Below are 24926 nucleotides of genomic sequence, written 5' to 3'. Positions count from 1 at the left end.
TCCATTCCGAACTCAGAAGTGAAACGTATTAGCGCCGATGGTAGTGTGGGGCTTCCCCATGTGAGAGTAGGACACTGCCAGGTCCCATTAAAAAGAACCCGCCTAACAGCGGGTTTTTTGCTTTCTGAACCAGAAAAAATAATGGGGTCAGAGTACATTAATCCCCATCACCCCAGCAAACACCAAAATGGGGTCAGAGTACTTTATTACGCTAACTACCAGAGCGAAGTCATACATTTTTTGTCCAGTACTGTTAAATCAAAAAAATGTACTCTGACCCCAATATTAAGATTCCAACGATCTCTATAGCTCTCTTTATCAGCTTTTAAGCGTGACGTTTGATATCACAGAAACTACAACACATCGATTCAAAATAAAGGGGTCAGAGTACTTTATTACGCTAACTACCAGAGCGTAGTCATACAACTTTTGTCCAGCACTGTTAAATCAAAAAATGTACTCTGACCCCAATATTAAGATTTCAACGATCTCTGTAGTATTCTTTCTCAGCTTTTTAGCGTGACGTTTGATTTCACAGACACTACAACACATCGATTCAAAATAAAGGGGTCAGAGTACTTTATTACGCTAACTAGCAGAGCGTAGTCAGACATTTTTGTCCAGCACTGTTAAATCAAAAAATGTACTCTGACCCCAATATTAAGATTTCAAACATCTCCGTAGTTCTCTTTCTCGTCTTTTTTAGCATAACGTTTGATCTCACAAACGGTACAACAGATCGATTCAAAATAAAGGGGTCAGAGTACTTTATTTCGCTAACTAGCAGAGCGTAGTCATACATTCATTATCTAGCACCGTTAAATCCAAAAATGTACTCTGACCCCATTATTCGATGAACTTGTCAGTGTGGGAAAGTAATCTGCACCCCAGTTTTGTAAGTTTAGGTTGCCTAGAAATAAAGAATAGTTGGAGTGCCGTTATTTTATTTATGCAAAAAAGCATATATAAATAAAATAAAAAATAGGTGGGTATGTTTTGAAGCAAACGTTAACTATCGTTGTTTTATTACTGTTTTTGATTGATGAAGTAACGGCGAATTCCGAACCGCTTTTAACATCGGAGAAAGTCATAACGCTAGGTGTGGTAGAGTTTCCGCCCCTAGTGATTAAACATGTAAAAGATGATAGCTGTTATGGCGAAGCTATTGATGTTACATCTAAGATACTCAGGGAACTGGATTACATTGTAAACGTTGAGTGTATTCCTCCTGCTCGTCTTTTCGCGCGTGTGAAAACAGGGCATGTCGACCTTACTATTAATGTTAGAGGAACGTTGGCGTTAGACGACAATGTAACTTTTGTGTCTAAGCCTTTTATCAATCTTTCTATAATTCTTGCACAGAACCCTCGTTTTACCAGTGATAAAGTTGTATCAGCTATTCGTGGTTATGATTACTTTGGAGAAAGAAAACGTTTAAAGGAAGAGGGTTTTACTTTTTTTGATGCGGCAGATAGTACCGATGCTATTCGTATGTTTCTGATGCAACGAACTTCACACTTACTAAGTTATAAGCAGCCTTACCTTTATTATCTAAACAGCTTCAGTAATGCTTCGATTAGCTCGGATCTGTCAGAGCGCTTAACAATCCCTTCTTATTTAGCAGTTTCAAAAACGAGTAAATATCGAGTGGTGTTGCTTGAAGATTTACACACTGTAACTGAAGCACTTAAGGGTAAAACAATTTTTAATTCTTACAGAAAAAAGGGTGACTAAAGAGAACATTGACGTTAAGCAGCCGGCAATTGAAAAAGAACACTGCTAGTCATGCTTTCTATCGTAATGTTAAACAGTAAAAACTTACCGTTTCACTACCTATAAGTTACCTCTGTTTTTTATTCTATACTATCTGATAACACGCGACCTTATTCGTAACATAGCTATTGATAATAGTTTTATAGATAGCCAAGACTACAATAATTATCAATATAATCAGCAGTATAGAAATAAATTGTAAAAAAATTAATTTTTGTGAAATATCCTTTAAGCTGGCAGGGTCTTTTAAGATACACGTGCTTACTGTACGTCAAACATGACTAATATTATTGAGGGTACATCAATGAAACAAATTAAAAAATCATCAGTAGCGACAGCGTTAGGTGCAGTTGTAATTGGCTCTTTGGCGTCAACGGTTGCAGTAGCAGACGTAAATCCATTTGGTATGCAAGCATTAGAGTCTGGTTACAGCCAATTCGCCGCGGAAGGCAAGTGTGGCGAAGGAAAATGTGGCGGCGACAAAGCAGAGAAAGAAGGCAAATGTGGCGAAGGTAAGTGCGGCGGCGACAAGAAAGCTGAAAAAGAAGGCAAGTGTGGCGAAGGTAAGTGCGGCGGCGACAAGAAAGCTGATAAAGAAGGCAAGTGCGGCGAAGGTAAGTGCGGCGGCGACAAGAAAGCTGACAAAGAAGGCAAGTGTGGCGAAGGTAAGTGCGGCGGCGACAAGAAAGCTGGTAAAGAAGGCAAGTGCGGCGAAGGTAAATGCGGTAGCATGTAACTGCCATTCAAAAAACATCGTGTAGCTTGAAAAAGAATGATGAAGGCTACACGAGTTACGCTTAGCAAAAAATGGCTGTCGAATGATGGCCTTTTTTGTCTAGTAACGTGCGTTGATATTGTGCAATCCCATGCGGTAAAGGGGAAGATATGAAAAACATCTGTGGCGCGGGTCTTGGATTTCGTCGGGAAATGCTTAAAGCGCTTTTGCCTACATTGCCATCTGAGGTCGATTTTTGGGAAGTAGCCCCAGAAAATTGGATCCCACTTGGTGGGAAATACCAAGAACAATTTCAGCAAGCGTCTTCGCAAGCTCCCTTTACAACGCATGGTTTATCTTTGTCTATCGGAAGTAGCGACAAACTAGATGTTGAGTTTGTAAAAACCGTTAAGCGATTTTTGGATGCAAACAACATTGCATTGTATAGCGAGCACTTAAGCTTTTGTTCTGGCAACGGTCATATGTACGATCTGATGCCAATTCCTTTTACTGAAGACGCAATTAAGCACGTAGTATCTCGAATTGTTCAAGTTCAAGATATCATTGAACGGCCGCTAGTCTTAGAGAATGTTTCTTATTACATTGCGCCAGGCCAAGAGATGGATGAGCTTGAATTTACCAAGAGCATACTACAAGAGTCAGGTTGCAAAATGCTTCTGGACGTAAACAATGTTTACGTCAACAGTATTAATCATAAATACGATGCGAAAGCGTTTATTAACGGCTTACCCTCAGACAAAATTGTGTATGGCCATATTGCTGGTCATTATGATGAAGCAGAGGATTTGAAAGTTGATACTCACGGGGCTGATGTGATTGAGCCAGTTTGGGCGCTGTTGGAGCATGCTTACCTTACTCACGGCGTATTTCCGACTTTGCTAGAGCGTGATTTTAATATTCCACCTTTAAGCGAATTATTGGCGGAGGTGAAGAAAATTAAGCAAATTCAAGCAAAATGCGAAGCTGGTGTAGTGTCAAACGTTAAAGGAAGTGTCGCGTGACTCAGTCATTTCAAAACACTCAAAAAACGTTTGTTGATGCGATCAAAGACCCACAGACATTTTGTGATGCCGACGCTGATCACATTCGCCGGATGAAAATCTATCAATCCCTGTTTTTTAATAACATCGACAATTTTGTGAGTACGGGTTTTCCAGTTCTGAAGTCCATCGTAGTAAAACAGTATGGTGAAAAAGGATGGGAGAGTATTGTGCGTCAGTTTTTTATTGAGCACGAATGCCGCTCTCCTTATTTTGCTGAAATAAGTAAAGAGTTCGTTGAGTACCTTTCAACACAGCCAAACTTCGATATTACGCTTCCTGACTTTGCTGCGGAGCTTGCTCACTATGAGTGGCTTGAGCTTGACGTCAGTATTAGAAAAAACGAAGACAGCGTTGAATTCTATCAACAAGAAGACAATATTACCGCTATCAGGGTGTCACCGTATGCCTCGTTGGCAGCATATCAGTTTGAAGTCCATTTAATTGGTGAGGATTATATCCCAGAGCAACCTGCCCAAGAACAGCAGTTTTATATAGTTTATAGAGACCGAGAGTTTGACGTTCAATTTACTCATGTTAATCCAGTGACGGCTATTTTAATTAACACATTGGAACAAAATGAAAAGGGAATGGAAGTTGAACAATTAGCGGAGTCGTTGTGCCAACAACTTCCCCAAATACCTTCAAACGTGCTCGTAAATGGTATGAACCAGACCCTAACAGACATGTTGCAAAAAGGAATATTGCTTCCCTTATCCTAGCTAACTATTACTATTTACCTGCGTTATATTAAACTTTCGCCGAGATCTGGTCTGAAAGTGAGCGATCGGTCATATTAGCGCTGTCAATCAGGCTTGCTTTCGATTAACATTTAGCACCATTTTTTTGTTCACAAAATTGTTTAGGTAGTGCAAATGGCTGACAATTCAGATTTCAAAGAAGTCTATAACAAGTGGTACTTTCTAGCATCGCTAGTAACTCTAATCGCGTTCCCGTTGATGCATATCATCGCCGGCTGGTTCACCTTCTGGTTATAACGCAGACATTCAAGGCATAATTGTGACTGCAGAATATATTAAATCAGTAGTGAAAACCGTACCTGACTATCCAAAGCCAGGTATTTTATTTAGAGATGTGACCAGCGTTTTAGAAGATCACAAAGCATTTAGTAGCTGTATCTCGTTACTTGTAGAAAAGTATCAGGGTATGGGATTTACCAAGATCGCAGGTACTGAAGCGCGCGGGTTCCTGTTTGGTGCGCCATTGGCCATCGAAATGGGTATTGGCTTCGTACCAGTGAGAAAACCCAACAAACTTCCTCGTGAAGTAGTTAGCGAAAGCTACGAGCTTGAATACGGCACGGATACATTGGAAATCCATAAAGATGCCATTGAGCCCGGTGATAAAGTGCTTCTTATTGACGATTTACTTGCAACAGGTGGAACGATAGCCGCTTCTGCGAAACTAATCCGTTCATTAGGCGGTGAAGTAAACCATGCAGGTTTTGTTATTAATTTACCGGACCTAGGTGGCGAAACGAAATTGAGTACGCTCGATATAGAAAGCTACTCTATTTGTGAGTTTGAAGGCGAATAATCGCTATAAAGCATAATTAGCAAAAGGCGAAATACGTAATAATGAGTTATCAGGTACTAGCAAGGAAGTGGCGACCAGGCAAGTTCAGTGAACTTGTGGGTCAGGAACATGTTGTCTCTGCCATTTCAAATGCCTTGGATAACGACCGTCTACACCACGCTTATCTGTTTACGGGTACGCGAGGGGTAGGTAAAACCACCATTGCACGTATTTTTTCGAAAAGCCTTAACTGCGAAGAAGGACAAGGGGCTAACCCTTGTGGTCAATGTAACACCTGTAAAGAGATAGAGCAGGGCAACTACGTTGATTTGTTAGAGATTGACGCTGCATCAAGAACCAAAGTTGAGGATACTCGCGAGCTTCTTGATAACGTGCAATACAAACCGACTCGCGGACGTTACAAAGTGTACCTTATCGATGAGGTACACATGCTTTCAAAACACAGCTTTAATGCGCTGTTAAAAACGCTGGAAGAGCCACCTCCACACGTTAAGTTTTTGCTTGCGACCACCGATCCTCAAAAGCTTCCGATAACCATCTTATCCCGTTGCTTGCAGTTTAACTTGAAAGCCATGTCTCGGGAGCAGATTGTTGGACAGCTGCAGCATATTTTAGAGCATGAACAGCTGCCTTTTGAGCCACAAGCGCTAGCGCTTTTGGCAAGAGCCGCCCAAGGCAGTATGCGTGACGCGCTGAGTTTAACTGACCAAGCGATTGCGCAAGGTGGAAATCAAGTGCTGGCATCGGTGGTAACCGATATGCTGGGGCTGATGGACAAGAACCAGTTGCTTAAAGTGGTTCATGCTGTGGTAAGTAAAAGTCCTGTTGATGTATTGCAGTTGGTCAATGACATCGCAGAGCAAGCCCCCGATTATGACAACGTACACAGCGAATTGGCTAGCCTGCTGCACCAAATAGCGTTAACGCAATGGGTGCCTGAAGCATGTAAGCTAGAAACCACATCCGCTAAAGCGATATTTCAATTAGCGAAAACTATTCCAGCTGAGCAAGTGCAGTTGCTTTATCAGATTGCACTGCAAGGAAGAAAAGACTTACCTTTTGCTGCTGATGGAAAAAGTGCGTTTGAAATGACATTGATGCGTATGATGTCGTTTGCTCCAAACAACCCCATCGACGACACCGCAAGTGAGATTGAAAACGGGAGGAGTGAGCATAGTTTACCTGTCGAACATGCTTCTTCCAGTGGTGGCCCGGGAAACGTCGGTAAGCAGGAGGAAGCGCCGTTAAGCGAAACTTCTGCAACCAAGGTGCAGGAGGCGACGCCTTCACATCTATCGGTTGAATCTACCTCTGAACCGTCGTTAGAAAGTGCGGCATCTACCCCTGATGCACTTGCTCCATCAATAATCGAAAAAGAGCAGCAAGAACAGCCTCAATCGACGTCTCCATTTGAATCACAGCAAAAGCAGGAACAAGCAACTGTTGATGAAAACGCGTTGAGTGAAAATGACACTCGATCGGCGCTACCTCAAGTAGAGTCGGGTACAACGACGACTCAAAGAACAGCACTTGAGCGTGATGCTGCACATGGTAGTGAATTAGAAAACCAAGTACCGACTTCGTCTATTGAAGAATTACCCGTAGAAAACACTGCGATAAAAGCAGAAAGCGTTACCGCAGAGATCGAACCAACGCCTGATGAAGTCAGCGCGTCCCATAACGAAGCCGCGCAACATTTCGATGAACCTCCGTTAGATGCGTACATGGACGATATGCCACTTTCGTCAGAAGATGATGGCTCTTTAGGTTTTGACGGTTTTCAAAGCGCTGAAGGTTTTCATAACGCTGAGGGCTCTCATAACGCTGAGGGCTCCTATGACGCTGAAGGCTCTGATAAAAACAGCGAGTCGTTGTTACGCGAGAACGAACCGTCCTCATTAACCGCCGAAGAGCAGCTTACTTCTACGGCTGATATGTTGGCACTTCGTCAGAAGTTAAAGCAAAGAAAAGCACAAGACGCAGAAGCAAAAAGTACCAGCGCAGCAAATACTAAGATCGAAAGTGCAAGTGATATTCAAGCGCGCTTTACCAGAAGTAAAGCCGAGGCTTTGAGTACAGCACAAGCTGCAAATGGAATTAGCGAGAGTGACGATAATGGTGCTGATAACGAAATTAAGACTGGCGATTTAAACCCTGTTAGTAATGGGGACAGCCTTGAGCCTGTAAATAGTGGCGCTGAGACTGTAGGCTATAACCCTGAGCCTATCGACAGCAATTCAGAGTATAAAGACAATGCCACTGCATGCGATGGAGAGCCTCAACAAAGTGCAAATTCAGGCTCATCTTTAGATAGCTCTCAGGCTTACTCTTCTGACGCTATGCGAACTAGCGAATCAGAAAACAATCATGATAGCGCAAACGCCACAAGCGATTTCACTTTAGATGAATTTGAAGAGGATATGCCTTTTTCAAATGATGAAGCAGAGGCGCAACCTAACTCGCTAATACCTGTTGAAGATATGCCCCCTTGGGCTACTGACTACGATAATCAACCACCTCAACACGTTGAAGATGCTGATTATGTTGAAGCGTTCTCTGATAGCAGCTCCAATCATGACAGTGCCCCAGAGCAGATGGAAAGTGCGGGAGAACGGTCGTTCGCAAGGGATGCTCTAAACTTTGATACGCCGCTGAGCAGTACCTATGACGGGCAGTTAAAAGCGTACTTAAATGACGGAAGTAAATTAACTCACGCTAGCCAAATTGACGAATGGAGCAACCTAGTTGAGCAAATTCCAGTTGCTGGCTTACTTAAGCAATTGGTGCTGCACGCATCATTTTCTCGAGATGGTAATCAAGTGTCCCTTGAAATTGACCACAGTCAGACGCATTTATTAAATGACAGTGCTAAAAAGCAATTGGTTGATGCAATCCATCATGGGTTGGGTGAAAACGTTGAAGTAAATATCACGTTAGGTGAACCAAAATCTACACCTTTTGCGTTACAACAAGAAATTCAGGCCATGCGCCATGCGCATGCACATTCGGTGATTAAAACCGACGATACAATTCAAGCATTGCTATCGACTTTCGATGCGTCAGTGCTAACCGATTCGGTTAAAGCGCGATAGCAGAATTATTAACACCAAAACGAAGCGAGACAAAAATTATGTTTAAAGGTGGAATGGGCAATATCATGAAGCAGGCGCAGCAAATGCAAGAGCGCATGCAAAAAGTACAAGACGACCTAGCTAAATTAGAAGTAACCGGTGAAGCGGGTGCAGGCATGGTCAAAGTAACCATGACGTGCAACCATAACGTACGCCGCGTGGACATCGATGAGTCATTGATGGACGACGATAAAGATATGGTTGAAGATTTAGTTGCTGCCGCATTTAACGACGCAGTACGTCGTGTTCAAGAAACTAGCAAAGAGAAAATGGGTGATGTGACAGGCGGAATGCCGCTACCTCCTGGCTTCAAAATGCCGTTTTAAAAAACACTAAGCCCCCAGCGCCCGTCACTATACATCAGCTTAAGTTTACAAAGCTAGCGGGGCCGCAAAGGGGCTAAAACTCCAAAAAGCTCTGGTTTTGCACCAGAGCTTTTTTGTGTCTATCGTTCCGTCATAAGTCTCAAATGAGTGGCACACTCGACGAGTTATTTCATCACACTTAATAGCTTAAATTAGATTATGGCTATATTCTTAAAGCCACTTCATGTCTAACGCTAAAAAAACTCACGTTTGCTTAGATTTACACTAATATAAATAAACATGCATGAAGGGTTTAGGTTCGCCAGAACCTAAGCTATATTTTATCTGTAATGTTTTTTTAGTTTACCTTAAAGGCTCTCGTGAAGCTTAGTACTGCAAGTTTTCATAGGCGCCATATAAAATGAAGTGGTTGGGATAATAATAATGCACGATGAAGCAGGCGAACTTTCATCATTAGTCAATCAATGTGATAAAGAACCGATCCACCTTCTAGGTCGGATACAAAACCATGGTTTCATGATTATCGTCGATAAGGCGGGAGTCGTTACTCATTTCTCAGAAAACCTAGACCGTTTTGCTGATGTACCGAGCAGTCAACTGCTCGGTTACACATTGTGGGAATTAGTCGATCGTGAACTTGTACACGCCATACGAGGGGCGCAGAGCCAAGCAATGATTCTTGGCAAAGCAACTTACCTTCATTCTGTTTCAATCCCCCACACTGAAGACAAATTCGATCTTTGTATTCACCAAAGCGCAGAGCACTTAATCATTGAATTCGAAAAGCTTGATAACTCGGGCAAGTATGAGGGGGTTATCACAGCGCTAATGGCTCAGATGTCGATGTTTTCTGAGCTTGAAGATCTTTATCAAGGTTTGGTTGAAAGCGTAAGAACGGCGACGGGTCATGACAGGGTGATGCTTTACCAGTTTTTATCCGACGGTTCAGGCGAAGTTATTGCAGAGTCAATGTCAAACGATATGACCCCTTTCCTGGGATTGCGTTACCCCGCGTCAGATATTCCGCGTCAAGCAAGACAGCTTTACAAGAAAAACCTTATTAGAACCATTTCTGATGTTAATGGTGAAACCCACCGTATTATAGGTACAAGCAACAGCGATGACGTTGCAGTAGATCTTTCGCTATCTCGTTTAAGGGCGGTTTCTGAAGTTCATATTCAATACCTTAAGAATATGCAAGTTGGCGCTTCAATGTCGATATCGCTCATAGTAGAAGGAGAATTATGGGGGCTAATTGCATGTCACCACAATACAGAAAAAGCAATTCCTGCCCGTTTAGTATCACAGTTGGAACTTTTCGCAGAAATGTTTTCACTGGAGTTATCGCGAAGACTGGTAAATGAACGTATAAGGGTAAGCGAGAAAGCAAATGCTACTTTTACCCGAGTACTCAGCAATCTTTCCCTAGGCAAGTCGTTAAATAATGCCATTGTAGAACAACTCTCTTTGCTTAAAACGCTGATAGATATTGACGGTATAGGTTGTATCTTCAGCAGTGAATACACCAAATCGGGCGCAGCATTTAGCGCACGAAAAATTAAGCGGCTCACAGCCATACTCGCCGAACTACCTGATGAAGAAATCCATCAGTTTGACAACTTAGCGGATATTGACGGAGAGTTAGCTGACGAAAATGTAGCAGGTGTTTTGGCATTGAAGATCTCTAGCCAGCCGATGGACTATATTTTTCTTTTCAGAAACTCGGTGGTTCAACAAGTTTCTTGGGCGGGTAACCCTGCAAAACGCGTTGAGTTCAAAGAAGGAAAAGAAATGCTTACGCCACGTGCGAGTTTTGATAAGTGGGTAGAGACTAATGAATCTACCTCGACGCCGTGGACAACGCTAGATATCGAACGCGCCAAATCTATTAGGCTTGGTGTAATGGAATTAACTATACGTCATTTGCACGAGAAAGAATTGTTGCAACGTGAAGCGAAAAAAAGACTTGAGCTTCTTATTGGTGAGTTAAACCACCGCGTTCGCAATATTTTAAATTTAGTCAGCGCGATCATTGGACAGACATCGCAGAACAAAAAAGATATTGATGAATTTGTGGTTTCGTTATCGTCTAGAATATCGGCTCTCGCTCTGGGACACGACCAGCTAACCCATGCCTCATACAACAGTGTAAAATTCAAAGAGCTACTTAATAACGAGCTCAAAGCCTACATGATTAAAGAGTCGTCTTTTAAGATAGAAGGCCCTGATATACGTATCTTACCTTATGCAGTGACACCCATTGTTTTGGTATTTCATGAGATGATTACCAATGCAGCAAAATACGGTGCTTTAAGCGCGACCAGTAACGATGGCCGAGTAGCTATAACCTGGGAATTAGATGAGAGAGGCTGCACAATCAAATGGGAGGAGCATGGTGGGCCACCGTTACATGGTTTAGGCGAAGAAGGGTTTGGAATGACAGTTATAAAATCCGTTATTCCCCACGAGCTTAAAGGAAAAGCATCATTGAGCGCAAAGGTCAGCGGGCTCAACGCAGAGTTTCTAATTCCTAGTAAATTTATAGAGATGGGTGCACACGAATTAGAAAAGCGAGAAGGATCTAATGACAAAACTCCTCAAACTGCGCTTTCAAAAAAAGCTGAAAAAATTCTCACAAGCGCCTTTATTGTTGAAGACAACTTACTCATTTCCCTCGACCTTAAGAAGCACCTCAAAAAATTAGGAATAGATAAGATTGATATCTTTGGAGATATTAGCTCTGCAAGAGCGGCATTGGCCAAAGTTAAACCTTCAATGATGTTCCTAGATGTTCATTTGGGTAATGAAAATACTTTTCAGCTTGGCATTGAAATACAAAAGCTATCCATTCCATTTCTTTTCATCACGGGTTACGGAGCCGCGATAGAGCTACCAGATGAACTATCTGGTGTGGACATATTAACTAAACCGGTCGACACAACTTTACTAAAGCGCTCTATCGAAGCTTTTGGGTTCAAGGTGTGAAATCGTGAATGACAATACTAGCCCTGTGATACTTATTGTGGAAGACAATTTAGTCGAAGCAATCCACGTCAAAAATGCGCTTGTAGAAGCCAGTATGCAGGTGCTAGGCATAGCAAAAACGGAAAGTGAGCTGTATTCATTAGTTTCAAAACAGGTTCCCGATCTTATTTTGATGGACATTGATTTAGGCGGAGCTGATTCTGGTATCGAAATCGCTAAAAATATAACAGCAAAGTTTCATCTGCCCGTGGTCTTTAGCACTTCTTATTGCGACGATACTACTATTTCTAATGCGCTGGAAATCTCTCCTTATGGGTATCTTGTTAAGCCCTATGGTGTGCTTTCGCTCACTACAACTATTCAAGTCGCACTTGAAAGAAAAAAAATAGAGAAAGCACTGGCCTCGTCTAACAGGCGTTTCGCAATGGCCTCGCATATCGCAAAACTGGGGATATTAGAAGTTGATATCTCTACTCAGTCAGTCGTCATAGAAAGTGTAGAAAACCTTTTCGACTTTCCTCGCAAAATGACGATATCTAAATTTCTTTCGTTATTTCCACAAGAAAAGGAGGCTGAGTTAATAGAGGCAATGAATACAAAGTCGAATTACCTTACAACGTTGCAGTTAAAAATTGATGGTCAACCAACTAAATGGTTTCAGGTTGTCCTTTCCGATGTAGGGTGGAGCGACGATTATGTTCAAATAGGCGCGATACAAGACATATCAGTACTTCAGAGTACGCAATCGAATTTAAGCGTCGCAGATAAGATTGTAAGTGAGATTAAAGAAGGTGTTTTAGTATGTGATGCCGCTGGGCTTATAATAAAAGCTAATAAATCTTTGTGCGATATGTTAGGTACTAATGCTGAAAGCCTAATATCTACTCATATTAATAATGTTTTTCCTAAAGCGAGAAAACACGACCCTCGGCCTGATTATCTTATTGATGGCTTAAGAACTGAGCTTACGATTGTGAGCGAAGAACGCAGATTTCACCTTACTATGTCAGTCACGTCATTTGATGTTGATGATGGCGATACAAATTTTGTTGCCATTCTTACCGATGTAACAGAGCTCAAATCGTCTGAAAGCCAACTTAAATACTTGGCCTTTACTGATGCGCTTACAGGCGCAGGAAATCGAAACTTTCTAAACAATATTGTTGATAGCTTTAGTGAATCATGTGAACCATGCTCAATTATTTTTATCGATATCGATGAATTTAAGCTCATAAACGATACGCACGGACATGAGGTAGGCGACGAAATACTCAGAGCATGTGCTAGCCGATTCAAAGCAACCTTGCGAGATAATGATAGTGTTATTCGATTTGGGGGGGACGAGTTTGTTATTGTGACGAGTATTACTTGTCATAAGCTTCTAAGTAAAATGACGTCGCGATTAAACTCTTCATTGAAAAAAATGTTCAAAACAACATCTGGCGACTTTCATATAACTGCAAGTATCGGCGTTGCATCGTCTACTGAAAGCATGTCGTCCACTGAGTTACTTAAAAATGCTGATATTGCTATGTTTTCAGCAAAACAGAGCGGTAAAAACAGTATTGTTACATTCAGTGAAAGTCTTTCGAAAAACATAGAGTACAGGCTTTTCATTCAACAGGGCCTTAAAACCGCTATTCAAAGCAAGCAAATTACAGCGTACTTTCAGCCTATAATAGGGGCAAAAGGTGAAATTTTAGCAGTAGAGGCGTTAGCTCGCTGGTACATTCCAAGTCATGGGCCAATTAGCCCCGACAAATTTATTCCCATAGCAGAGCGCACAAAGCACATTCATGACATTGGTTTGTTAATGCTGGATGAAGTGTGTTTTGCGCTGAAAGCGCTTAAAAGTTGGGGATTTTCAGACGTAAAGTTTAATTTAAATATGTCTGCAGTGCAGTTACAAAACGATGGGGTTGTTGAATTGCTCGCAGAACGCTTTGCTTTTCACCATATTAATCCAAAGCGAATAGTTATTGAAATCACTGAATCTACGCTTCAAAGTGCGAAGGCGAGAGAAGTGCTTACCAAAATTAAAGCACTTGGGGTAACTGTCTCCATCGATGATTTTGGTACCGGTTTTTCTTGCATATCAGAATTGGCCGATGAAACCTATGACGCTATTAAAATTGACCGTTCGCTGCTGCCTGACTTCCCACTGCGAACTAAACAAGAAAAGCGCAGAGCACTAATTATCGAAAATGTTGTTTCGATGTGCGTTAAATTAGGAATGCCGTGTACGTTAGAAGGTTTGGAAAGTAGCGAGCAAGTGTCCTTTGCCAAGAAAATTGGTGCTAAAGCCATGCAAGGCTATTATTTTACTCGGCCTTTGAATCTAGTTGGTTTAATGGAGTACCTTCAAACTGAGCACGCCTCAACATGTCCTGAAATCAGAGAACACGCTGAAGATGAATAAATGAGTTCGGCACCGGTTTTGCTCCACTCCAACAACATTCTAATTATCTTCAACTTTTTATCCTATTAGCTACCTCTCATTGTATATTTTACGTCGACATGAGGTGACATATCGCACTAAAATGACCCTCCGCTTAAAAGTGGTCCTTAATCTACCTTAATTCGTTATATTATTGATTTATTACCCTTGGGCTTTCCAACGTTTTTTTAATAAAAAGCCTGGGTCAATCGTAAAACCAATTATCTTAAATAGAGGTTTTCTAGTGCTAAGGAAAGGCTTAGTTATCACCACGGTTCTTTTGCTTCCTATCGCTGCCGTGCTGTTTTTTATGAGTGTTCACGAACTGTTTAAAATGAAAACGGTAACGGTAGATCCAAAACTCAAAGAAATTTCTGGAATAGAGTTCGACAAATACAAAAGGCTGTGGGCTATCAATGATAGCGGTGATGGCCCAATTCTATATATGCTGAATAAAGACGGCAGCATAGTGAGAGAAGTGACTGTTTCAAATGCTAAAAATGTTGATTGGGAAGACATGACACAAAACAGTTTTGGTCACTTTTTCTTAGGAGACTTTGGCAATAATGACAATAACCGCCGTTGGTTAACCATTTATAAAATTGAAAACCCTATCGATATTGAGAGCGATAGCACAGAAGCAGAAATCATAAAGTTTACTTATCCTGAAATGGGAAAGGGTAAAGTAAAACCTAAGGATAAGAACTATGATTTGGAAGCGTTTGTGGAATATAAGCGCAACCTTTACTTGTTCACTAAAAATAGAACAAAGCCATTTGATGGCATTACAAAATTATACAAAGTGGGCGATCACGCGGCGAATTTCGATGCGCAGTTAATCGGTGAGTTTAAAACCTGTACCACCCTTGAAAAGTTATGCTGGATCACGTCAGCAGCTATCAGTCCAGATAGAACAAAGCTGGTATTGCTAGACTCAACGAGCCTTTGGTTGTTTGAGAATTTTGAAGGCGATAATTTTTTTAGTGGCGATGTATCGCGTATAGACCTTGGCGTTGTGACGCAAAAAGAAGCAGTAACGTTTTACGACGATAATACACTTGTGTTCACTGACGAAGAGTACAAGGGGCTGTTTGGCGGTAATGTATATGAAGTTAAACTCGACCAAGTTAAGCGGAACGTGATTAAATATCGCGAAAGCCCAAAACAACCCGAACAAACACCTAAGCAGTAAATAATATGAAGTTTAGTCCGTTACTTTCAGAATTAATTCAGGCATTAACCTGTTTACCTGGCGTTGGGAATAAAAGTGCTCAGCGAATGGCATTTCACCTACTAGAGCGAAATCGAACAGGCGCTATTGATTTAAGCAACGTGTTACATAACGCAATGGAACACATTCATCATTGTAAACGCTGCAGAACATTTACTGAAGATGAGCTATGCGATATTTGCCGTCACCCAGAACGAGAAGCAAGCGGGTTGTTGTGTATTGTGGAAAGCCCCCAAGATGTATTAGCAATAGAGCAAACGCTCAGTTACAAAGGCCAGTATTTTGTACTAATGGGGCATTTATCTCCCATTGATGGCGTTGGGCCAGAAGAGATTGGCTTAACCGAACTTGAAACGCGCCTTGCTGCTGGTGGAATTAATGAGGTAATACTTGCGACAAACCCGACAGTAGAAGGGGAAGCTACGGCGCATTACATTGCCCAGCTTTGCGCAAGCCATAACGTTGATGCTTCGCGAATTGCTCACGGCGTGCCGGTAGGCGGAGAGCTTGAATATATTGACGGTAATACTTTAACGCACGCATTCTCAGGTCGCCGCAAATTGTAACTACGCACAGAGCGTTTTAACGGTAAAACGCTCGTATCACCCACAACTCGCCTTCGTACCAAACCCACTTCTTTCTAACTGCTTACTACGTACTCTGAGTATTTATGTTTGTAAAAAAAATTGGCTAAAAGAAAATAAATTTTCGTTCTAAACGTTGAAAAGTAGGGTGAGTGACCTTACCTGTCTATCATCAAACGTGATCCATTCAACGAGGAGATATTGGATTATGGCTGAAGCAGCCCACAAAGAAACCCACGGTTTTCAAACAGAAGTAAAACAGCTTCTTCAACTGATGATTCACTCTTTGTATTCAAACAAAGAAATTTTTCTACGCGAGCTAGTGTCAAACGCAGCTGACGCTGCAGATAAACTGCGCTTTCGCGCCCTAGAAAATGATAGTCTTTACGAAAATGATGGTGAATTAAACGTAAAGCTGAGCGTCGATAAAGAAGCAAACACCGTAACCATTACCGATAATGGTATTGGTATGACTCGCGACGAAGTTATCGCGAACTTAGGTACCATTGCAAAGTCTGGCACCAAAGATTTCTTTAGCAAACTCTCTGGCGATAGCGCTAAAGACTCACAGCTTATTGGTCAATTTGGTGTTGGCTTCTACTCTGCGTTTATTGTTGCTGACAAAGTTACTGTTCGCACTCGCGCTGCTGGCGCAGATGCATCTGCTGGTGTTGAGTGGATTTCAGATGGTGAAGGCGAGTTCACAATCGCTGAAATTAGCAAACCTACTCGCGGCACTGAAATCACGCTGCATCTTCGCGAAGATGAAAAAGAATTTGCTGATACATGGCGTCTTCGTTCTATCGTAAGCAAATATTCAGACCACATCAGTATTCCTGTGCAAATGTGGAAAGATGAGGTGCCTGAAAGTGAAGGCCCAGATGGCGAAAAAATCGAAGCTCAGCCTGGTGAGTGGGAAGTCGTTAACAAAGCTACCGCGCTGTGGACTCGTGAAAAGTCTGATATTACTGATGAAGAGTACAACGAATTCTATAAGCACATCTCTCACGACTTTGCTGATCCGCTTGCGTGGGCACACAACAAAGTAGAAGGTAAAACAGAGTATACAAGCCTGCTTTATATTCCTTCTAAAGCGCCTTTCGACATGTGGAACCGCGACCAGAATCACGGGCTTAAGCTTTACGTTCAACGCGTCTTTATCATGGATGACGCAGAGCAGTTTATGCCGACCTACCTGCGTTTTGTGAAAGGTTTGCTAGATAGCAACGACCTTCCGCTAAACGTGTCTCGAGAGATTCTTCAAGACAACAAGATTACCCAAGCACTACGTCAAGGTTGTACCAAGCGCGTTTTACAAATGCTTGAGAAAATGGCGAAGAATGACAGTGAAAAATATCAGTCGTTCTGGAACGAGTTTGGTAATGTATTAAAAGAAGGCCCAGCGGAAGACTTCAGCAACCGTGAGAAAATTGCTGGTCTATTGCGCTTTGCATCTACCCATGGAGAATCTGACGCACAAACGGTTTCATTAGCTGATTATATTGAGCGAATGAAAGAAGGGCAGGATAAGATTTATTACGTGACTGCAGACAGTCTGCAAGCGGCGAAATCTAGCCCGCACCTTGAGATTTTCCGCAAGAAGGGCATCGAAGTTCTGCTAATGGGCGAACGCATTGACGAATGGTTAATGTCTCACCTAACTGAGTTTAACGAGAAGCAGTTTGTCTCTATCGCGAAAGGAAACTTAGATTTAGGCGACTTAGAAGACGAAGAGACTAAGAAAGCTCAAGAAGAAGCAGAGAAAGAAGTTGAAGGCGTACTGGAGCGAGCGAAAGCAGCGCTTGGTGACAAGGTTGTAGACGTTAAGTTCACCCACCGTTTAACCGACTCACCTGCGGTTATTGTTGCTGATGATAACGGCATGACCACGCAAATGATGAAGTTGATGCAGGCTGCTGGCCAGACGGTACCAGATGTTAAGTATCACTTTGAACTTAACCCTGAGCATAGCTTAGTTAAATTGCTTGCCGACACCCAAGATGAAGAGCTGTTCAACCAGTGGGTTGGTGTGTTGTTTGACCAAGCTGCACTGTCAGAGCAAGGCAGTTTGAAAGATCCGTCTACGTTTGTTCAGAACTTAAACACACTACTGATGAAGTTGGCTAAGTAGACAACAACCGAAACGGAAATAAAAAACCGATATCTTTGTAAGATATCGGTTTTTTTTTGCAAGGCCCTAGAACTGTTAAATTTGATTTTTCTTTTTAGCCAACCGTCTACTTGAAACGGCAGCAACGGCAATTAGAAGTAAGCCAGCGCTGGCAGGTGCTGGAACTTCCACATTAGAGCAGGCTGGGTCGTTTGGATTGACTTGGCAGAAGTCTAGTGTTTCTTGAAGTTTCGCAAGAGCAAAATCTTCAACAAACTGTTCAACGACAGTTTGATCATTGGTGTTCAAGAAACCAAGATTAAAGAACTGGCCACCGTTATTTGTTGCTAGATTGACAAGACTAGTATACCCAGTGTTTGGCACAACAGCATTAAACAAGGAGTTATTACCTTTAAGTAATGTATCTAAAGTTGCTGCACTGTACTCAGAATCACCATTTGATGCTTCATCAGTATAGACAATCATGTTCTTAACAGCATCTGCACGGTAAGTTAGATTGCCACTTTCAGAACTTAGCGAGTTGAGTGCATAAGCTGTCGCATCGTAGGCGGGTTCAATTCCACCAGATGCTACTAGGTTTGCCGCAGCAGCTGCAAAGCCGGATGCGTTGGTAAAGTCAGTTATAAGTCTGATTAAATCGCCGCTACTACCATATCCAACTAGTGCATAATTAGCATCTACACCACCGGCAGAAAGAATAGAGGCAAATAAGCCTATATTGTTCCGCAGGTTTGCTTGCACTCCACCCATTGAACCAGACTCATCGACGATCATAACGATATCTGTTTTTATAACCGCTGCATTTGCAATATTAGAACAGAATACAATGCTTGAAAGGGTTAAAATTGCAATACTACTCCATTTGCGTATTTTCAACCAAGCTATAGTATTTTCTTTCATCTATTTATTCCTTTGAAAAGATGTTGAAAAGCCTTGCGCTTGTTGTTTAGCATTAAATGTGCCTAATTTTTAACCTAAAATAATCAGTGATTTAATATAGGCTTAAGGTCTAGAGCCGATGCTATGTAAAAATACTCGACGATTATCTTTTTGTTCAAAGTATAGTCCTTAGTAAAAGAACCTATGTATATAAATCGCCCAAGGCGCTCGTGGTAATGATGAATTGAGTGCCATTATAGAAAGAAGAACAAGTGAGTACCCTGATACCACTTTCGCCTAAAAAGGTGTCTAGCTATGCTTATTTTCAAGTGAGTATGTGGCTCTACCGAAAATTGTGCTGCAAAATTGTCTATAAACTAAACATATATTCGCCATTAGTCTTAAGATTAACTTTACGGTACTCCTTACACTTGTCACTACAGTGTTGAATGTGTAAAGTGCCCGAAGTAAAAAGTTCAAAAATCATAAGCGGAGAACGCACTCATGCGAATCATTCTTCTCGGCGCTCCTGGCGCGGGTAAGGGCACACAAGCTCAATTCTTAATGGGCAAATATGGCATTCCACAAATTTCAACAGGCGATATGCTTCGTGCAGCTATTAAAGCAGGTACAGAGCTAGGTCTTGAAGCAAAGCGTGTAATGGACGAAGGTAAACTTGTGTCTGATGAGATCATCATTGGCCTTGTAAAAGAGCGTATTGCACAAGATGACTGTAAAGATGGTTTCTTGTTGGACGGCTTTCCTCGTACCATTCCACAAGCTGATGCAATGAAAGAAGCAGGTGTTACTGTTGATCATTGCATTGAGTTTGATGTTCCTGATGACGTAATTGTTGAGCGTATGGGCGGTCGTCGCGTACACCCTGCATCGGGCCGCGTTTATCACGTTGTTTACAATCCGCCTAAGGTGGAAGGCAAAGACAATGAAACCGGTGATGAACTAATTGTTCGTGACGACGACAAAGAAGAAACTGTACGCAAGCGTCTTGCGATTTACCACGAGCAAACTAAGCCGCTTGTAAACTACTACAGTGCTGAAGCTGACGCTGGAAACTGTGAATACCACAAGCTTGACGGTACACGTCCAGTTGAAGAAGTAAGTGCTGAACTAGCAGAACGTTTAGGTTAATCGCCGACAACGTTTATAAAAGGTCGCTTAGGCGGCCTTTTTTGTTGCTTGTAAGTTGATAGCGGATAACGTTTAATAGCAGTCAGTAGATGTGTAATTAAGCGCTGTTTAAAACTACGCGATAAAACTATAACATGTGGAGTACACCATGGTTTTGCCAATCACGGCGTTTTACGCCAGTCTATTGGGTATTTGTTACCTGTATTTGTCGTTTCTAGTGATCGGCGCCAGACGTCGCCATCAGGTGGGTATCGGCGATGGTGGTCATGAAGATCTTATTCGTTTATCCAGAGCCCACGGCAACTTCAGCGAATATGTACCAATTACACTTATCATGATAGCGTGCTTTGAAGCCAATACAGGTCAAGTGTGGGCAGTTCATGCTTTAGGAAGCGCGTTGTTATTTGGCCGTGTGCTACATGCCTACGGCTTGGGCCGACATTCTGGCGTTAGCTGGCAGCGTTTCGCAGGTATGATCCTGACTTTTCTAGCTATGCTTTGCGCAGCAATAGGTAATTTGGTGCTCATTCATTTCGGATTGTAAGCGTCGCAATAGTAGTGAATACATATAGAAAAATGCCAGCTTAGCTGGCATTTTTTTTACCTCATTTTCATTCAGGTTGAGCTAATTCAGATATTGAGGACAGGTTCGCTTTGTGTACTGCGAAGGTATAGTCCCAGCAATAGAGGAATAACGGCAACGAAGCGACTTGACGGAACTTTTGCAACCTAAGAGTTTTGTCCTGTGTGGCCGTTTAACAAATTCGGTTGGAGTCTGAATGCTCAAGATTCTTATAGTTTTGGTGTTTCTAGTTTTTTACACCTACTTGCTGAAGCGTAGGTTTAAAGTGAAGATGATGGAGGCATGGCGCGCCGAAAAGGTGGGGTCTGAAGTTATGGTTTATGTGATGATTGTATTGCCTGTGATTCTTGCATGGCTCACCACGGTGCTCTTTGAATATCTTTTTTTCTAAACACACGTTAATACATGAATGAAAAAAAAGCGCTCAAGGCATGCCATTGTGAAGCAATGCCGTTGAGCGCTTTATCGTCTTATAGGCTTTTAGAAGCGGTAAGTTAACTTCGAGTAAACGAAGCGACCACGCGGGTTATGTACGCTACCTACATAGCCGTAAAGGTCGCTATCACCATCGCCAATGGCAAATGGTGGTTCTTCATCAAGTAAGTTGTTTGAACCAATTACTAAGCGAAGGTTATCGCTATAGTTGTAACCAAACTGCAAGTCTACCAACATTTGAGAATCAACCGTTCTCGAGGTATTTTCTTCGAAGTCTAATACTCCGTCGAAGTCAATGTCTGGGGTGTCTTCAAACTCACCAATAAAGCTAATATTCAAGTTCGCATCGAACGCGCCTTTAGACCAAGTAGTACCGAACAACCAACGATGTTCTGGATAGCCGTATTCGCCGGTGTATTCTAGACCGTCTTTTTCAAACTTATCCATATAAGACCAGTCTAGGTTAAAGCGCACGTTACCGTATTCTTGAAGCTCCATGCTGTAATTAGCACTAAAATCTACTCCCGAGGCTTCTTGAGATGATACGTTTTGGTATGTGTTGAAAATTTTCTGGATAACACCTAGTGACTCACCCTGCTGAGGGTCTAAACGAACACAGATTGTGCTGTCTTGGTTATTACACTCGGCATTGTAAACCAGACCAAACTGCTGTTCGTCAATTTTGTTGTCTTGGGTGATACTCCATACATCAATGCTTAATCCTAACTCTTGTATAGGCGCGTAAATTACACCTACGTTCCAAGATTCAGATTCTTCTGCGTCTAGATTGGGGTTACCCGCAAACTCGATGTTATAGTCCAGTGACTCACAATCTTGGCCAGTTGCGTCACAGCGGTATTGGTCGACAAAAAATACGCTCTTTTGTGACGGACCAAGACCAACTTGTGCGAGAGACGGTGCCCTAAAGCCTTGCGCCCAAGAGCCGCGTACGGTTACTTCGTCGCTCGGCGCCCAACGCAATGCAATTTTAGGGTTGGTTGTGCTACCAAAGTCGCTGTAGTGGTCATAGCGGCCTGCTAATTGAAGTTCAAGCTGTTCAGCTAGAGGAATGGAAAGCTCTAAGTACGCGGCATACTGGTCGCGTTCTGCTGAAGCTGATACTGACTCGGTACCAAAGATTAAACCGCGTTGGAACTGAACGTCAGGCACGTCAGACACTTGTTCTTCACGATACTCCACCCCGGCAGCCATCATGACAACGTCGTCGCCAAATTCAAAGGCTTCACCCGTAATGTGTGCATCAACGCTGGTCATGCGAGATTCACCACGACGCACAAGACTCGTGGTAATGTCATCAATGACACTTTGCGGGTTAGTAACGCCACCAAACGGATTGTAGTTGCCAAGATCGATTTGCTCTTGTAGCCAGTCAACGCGTACCCAGCCTTGAGACTGATCGCCGCTTTGCTCTGAACGGCTGCGACCTTTTTGTACCGATGCTTCCCAATCATAGTCATTGAATGTACCGCGAAGGCCTGCTACCAAACGAAGGGTGTCAGACTCGATATCCCAACGGCGAGCGCCAGCGTCAACAGGACGGTAACGACCAATTTCAATGTCCTGTCCAAAAGGGTTATCTGGGTGAGTGCCAGGCACAGTTAAACCTGCGTCTTCATCAAGAGGAGTGGCTGCACCGCCTGCTTCAGACGTATTGTGCTGCATTGCAACTTCCATAAATGCTGTAGTGTCTTCGCCAATTTTGTAATCAAACTGGCCGATAAAGCCTACACGTTCAGAAGCCGGTATGGTTAAACCAAATGGGCCATAATCAAACAGGCAGCTGCCAGATGCTGTTGCACTGTCTTCTGGGCAGTCTGGGTCGATTGTTTTGACGCCATCTACGTAAAAGTAGCCGGGGTAACCACGCGATGAACGAAAGTCCATACCTCCGTAAGGAGATTGGTTAGCCGTACCGAAACGACCCATTTCGTCAGCGCCAAGCGTGCTGTTGTTAAAGTAGTCGATGATTACGGTAGCACTACTTTTGTCGCTTTGAGAGCCCCATAGAATACTGGCGGTGGTCTCATCATAGCTTGGGCCTGTTGTGCCTCCATAACCTGCATTAATCTCCAGCCCTTCATAGTCTTTTTTAAGTACTACGTTTACTACACCTGCAACAGCGTCTGAGCCGTAAATCGCAGAAGCACCGTCTTTTAATATGTCGATACGTTCGATGGCAGATACTGGGATAGAGTTAATATCTACGAATGAGTTAGTAATACTTTCAGCAAAGGCACTGATTGCTACTCGACGACCGTTGATAAGAACTAGCGTTGCGTCTGGCCCCATACCCCTGAGAGATACCGCTGCCGCACCGTTGGCGGTAGAATCTTGGCTGTTGTTACGTGTTGAGAAGGTACCCGCACCTGTGGCCGGCATACGCTCAAGTAGTTGTTGAAGATTTTCATAGCCCATGCCTTCAATCATAGTTGCATCAATTGATTGAATTGGCGAGGGGCCTTCCATATCTGTACGCTTAATGCGAGAACCCGTGACGGCAATTCGTTCGAGGTTGGCTGATTCTTCGTCAGCTTGCTGTGCATACGCAGGAGATAGAGAAGTTAATCCTGAAAGTGCTAATCCCACTGCAATTGCACTTATTTTACGACCTTGTTTCATTATTATTTCCTTATTGTCCATCTTACTTGTTGTGTGTTTCTGCAACATAAGTATGCTGCGAAATTATGAATAGCATTCCTTAGACTAAAGTTGCAATAGTGTAAGGTGCGAAAGATGTGACACTTAGTTACAAAGTGTGTAAATCGTGTATTACTAATACCAACTTAAAATGAGGGATAGCGAATGTGCGATAAGCTTAAAAGCCTTGGCGCAGTGCTTTTTTGACAAAGATAATGAGAAAATGAAATAAATTATGTGCGTCCTTATATGAGAAAGAAGCACTGAAAAAGGTCGTAGGTTAGATATAAAAAATGGGGCCTACTTTTTCAACGAGTAAGTTTTTATGGTTACCTTAGCTAATCTTGTCAGCAATTAAGTGTTTGAAAATCAATCATAGGTAAAGGCACTTATAGTGCTAATGTAAAGGGTATTTACCTTTAGAAATTAATAAAGAGAAGTGAAAAATCTATCTTTACGCGGCAAATACATATTTTCCGTATCTAACGAAAACGCAACAGAATTGGCTTTACCTTGAATCTCTTCAACTGGGATAAATCCATAATAACGAGAGTCGACGCTATTATTCCTATTGTCTCCCATGGCCAGTACGTGATCTCTGGGCACGGTGACCAAATTGAAGTTTTTGGCTGGGCTAGGTATTGGGTTAAGTGCAATGGTTCGCGTTTGTCCTAAAATTGCCTCGGAATAAAGATTGTGATCTTTTGCGCTTATCGTTGCTTTTTCACCATTGATAAAAAGAACGTTGTTTTCTAATTTGACCTCGTCGCCTTCAACGGCAACCACACGTTTAATAAGTCTGGTATTAGCCGCACTACTGTCAATAATGACAATGTCACCACGATTAATGTTACCGGTCTTAGCAACAACAACATCTGTGAACGGTAGTTCTAGCGTGTAGGCTGATTTATCAACCACTACGCGGTCACCTACTTGAATTGTGGGCTCCATAGAGCCCGTTGGAACATAATACCAATCAGCAACGCTGCTTCGAAACGAGAAAAGTAAAACCACAAATAAAATGAAAGGCAGGTTGTTCTTAACGCTTTGTTTTAGGTTTAACACGGCTTTGGTTCTCACTTTTCGTTAGTTGCTCGTTCGGTCAAAGTTATATCAAGACAAGAGGTTTATAATATTTGTAGATTGTAAATTACCCAACTTGTTCAAATTAGGCTTGTGGAAAATGTAACGAACTATGTCGGTAGTTAATTGCGGTTGCTTTAGTTATAAGGTGTAGAATGTTGAGCTGAAATTAAAAAAATATATACTAATCATATGTTTATATTTTTAT

The 24926-nt window shown here is 42.3% G+C and carries 19 protein-coding genes and 1 rRNA gene; 17 read left to right on the top strand and 3 right to left on the bottom strand.

The genetic code is table 11. The features are described from left to right. From rrf to htpG, 14 genes are all read left to right on the top strand, one after another. Positions 1-83 (top strand): 5S ribosomal RNA (rrf, locus tag E5672_RS20165); the annotation flags it as partial. Between the two features lie 913 nt (positions 84-996). Beyond that, positions 997-1734: a hypothetical protein gene (locus E5672_RS15500; RefSeq protein ID WP_136783023.1), complete on the top strand. Its 738-nt coding sequence runs from the start codon at positions 997-999 to the stop codon at positions 1732-1734. Between the two features lie 343 nt (positions 1735-2077). After that, positions 2078-2509 carry an HvfA family oxazolone/thioamide-modified RiPP metallophore gene (locus E5672_RS15495; RefSeq protein WP_014976963.1) on the top strand — a complete coding sequence of 144 codons (432 nt, stop codon included), beginning with the start codon at positions 2078-2080 and terminating at the stop codon, positions 2507-2509. Between the two features lie 149 nt (positions 2510-2658). Further along, complete coding sequence (locus E5672_RS15490; protein WP_136783022.1) at positions 2659-3510, top strand: HvfB family MNIO-type RiPP peptide maturase; 852 nt, start codon at positions 2659-2661, stop codon at positions 3508-3510. Beyond that, positions 3507-4271 (top strand): HvfC family RiPP maturation protein, encoded by a 765-nt coding sequence (locus tag E5672_RS15485; RefSeq protein ID WP_136783021.1) that lies wholly within the window; start codon positions 3507-3509, stop codon positions 4269-4271. Before E5672_RS15490 ends, E5672_RS15485 begins: the two co-directional genes overlap by 4 nt. Before the next feature lie 153 nt (positions 4272-4424). Beyond that, positions 4425-4547 carry a hypothetical protein gene (locus tag E5672_RS20075; protein WP_256253717.1) on the top strand — a complete coding sequence of 41 codons (123 nt, stop codon included), beginning with the start codon at positions 4425-4427 and terminating at the stop codon, positions 4545-4547. A 22-nt stretch (positions 4548-4569) separates the two neighbouring features. Continuing rightward, positions 4570-5106, top strand: coding sequence for an adenine phosphoribosyltransferase (gene apt, locus E5672_RS15480; RefSeq protein ID WP_136783020.1), 537 nt, complete (start codon positions 4570-4572; stop codon positions 5104-5106). A 41-nt stretch (positions 5107-5147) separates the two neighbouring features. Further along, on the top strand, positions 5148-8198 hold the full coding sequence (gene dnaX, locus E5672_RS15475; RefSeq protein ID WP_136783019.1) for a DNA polymerase III subunit gamma/tau: 3051 nt from the start codon (positions 5148-5150) through the stop codon (positions 8196-8198). A 38-nt stretch (positions 8199-8236) separates the two neighbouring features. Next, the gene (locus E5672_RS15470; RefSeq protein ID WP_014998895.1) at positions 8237-8563 is read left to right on the top strand and encodes a YbaB/EbfC family nucleoid-associated protein; all 327 of its coding nucleotides are present in this window, start codon (positions 8237-8239) and stop codon (positions 8561-8563) included. Positions 8564-8986: 423 nt separating this feature from the next. Continuing rightward, on the top strand, positions 8987-11548 hold the full coding sequence (locus E5672_RS15465) for an HWE histidine kinase domain-containing protein (RefSeq protein WP_136783018.1): 2562 nt from the start codon (positions 8987-8989) through the stop codon (positions 11546-11548). A gap of 4 nt (positions 11549-11552) precedes the next feature. Next, positions 11553-13967 carry an EAL domain-containing protein gene (locus E5672_RS15460; protein ID WP_161569406.1) on the top strand — a complete coding sequence of 805 codons (2415 nt, stop codon included), beginning with the start codon at positions 11553-11555 and terminating at the stop codon, positions 13965-13967. A gap of 262 nt (positions 13968-14229) precedes the next feature. Beyond that, positions 14230-15177: a hypothetical protein gene (locus E5672_RS15455; protein ID WP_136783016.1), complete on the top strand. Its 948-nt coding sequence runs from the start codon at positions 14230-14232 to the stop codon at positions 15175-15177. 5 nt (positions 15178-15182) lie between these two features. Further along, positions 15183-15782: a recombination mediator RecR gene (gene recR, locus E5672_RS15450; RefSeq protein WP_136783015.1), complete on the top strand. Its 600-nt coding sequence runs from the start codon at positions 15183-15185 to the stop codon at positions 15780-15782. Between the two features lie 226 nt (positions 15783-16008). Beyond that, positions 16009-17931 carry a molecular chaperone HtpG gene (gene htpG, locus E5672_RS15445; RefSeq protein WP_136783014.1) on the top strand — a complete coding sequence of 641 codons (1923 nt, stop codon included), beginning with the start codon at positions 16009-16011 and terminating at the stop codon, positions 17929-17931. A gap of 75 nt (positions 17932-18006) precedes the next feature. Here htpG and E5672_RS15440 read toward each other — a convergent pair whose 3' ends face one another. Next, positions 18007-18831, bottom strand: coding sequence for a vWA domain-containing protein (locus E5672_RS15440; RefSeq protein ID WP_136783013.1), 825 nt, complete (start codon positions 18829-18831; stop codon positions 18007-18009). A gap of 483 nt (positions 18832-19314) precedes the next feature. On the opposite strand from E5672_RS15440, the gene adk reads away from it, so the two are divergent. The 3 genes from adk (at position 19315) to E5672_RS15425 (ending at position 20933) form a co-directional block, all read left to right on the top strand. Further along, positions 19315-19959: an adenylate kinase gene (gene adk, locus E5672_RS15435; RefSeq protein ID WP_136783012.1), complete on the top strand. Its 645-nt coding sequence runs from the start codon at positions 19315-19317 to the stop codon at positions 19957-19959. 148 nt (positions 19960-20107) lie between these two features. Continuing rightward, positions 20108-20503, top strand: coding sequence for an MAPEG family protein (locus E5672_RS15430; RefSeq protein WP_136783011.1), 396 nt, complete (start codon positions 20108-20110; stop codon positions 20501-20503). 235 nt (positions 20504-20738) lie between these two features. After that, a complete protein-coding gene (locus E5672_RS15425; RefSeq protein ID WP_136783010.1) occupies positions 20739-20933 on the top strand; it encodes a hypothetical protein in 195 nt (64 codons plus the stop codon). Positions 20934-21022: 89 nt separating this feature from the next. Here the strand turns inward: E5672_RS15425 and E5672_RS15420 are convergent, their stop codons facing one another. Both E5672_RS15420 and lepB read right to left on the bottom strand, forming a co-directional pair. Further along, positions 21023-23617, bottom strand: coding sequence for a TonB-dependent receptor (locus E5672_RS15420; protein ID WP_136783009.1), 2595 nt, complete (start codon positions 23615-23617; stop codon positions 21023-21025). 444 nt (positions 23618-24061) lie between these two features. After that, positions 24062-24715, bottom strand: coding sequence for a signal peptidase I (lepB, locus tag E5672_RS15415; protein ID WP_136783008.1), 654 nt, complete (start codon positions 24713-24715; stop codon positions 24062-24064). Positions 24716-24926: the final 211 nt, after the last annotated feature.

The sequence above is a fragment of the Alteromonas portus genome, assembly GCF_005117025.1.
Taxonomy (GTDB): Bacteria; Pseudomonadota; Gammaproteobacteria; order Enterobacterales; family Alteromonadaceae; genus Alteromonas; species Alteromonas portus.
The sequence above is the reverse complement of the archived record's forward strand: the minus strand, read 5'-3'. Positions and strand labels throughout refer to the sequence as shown.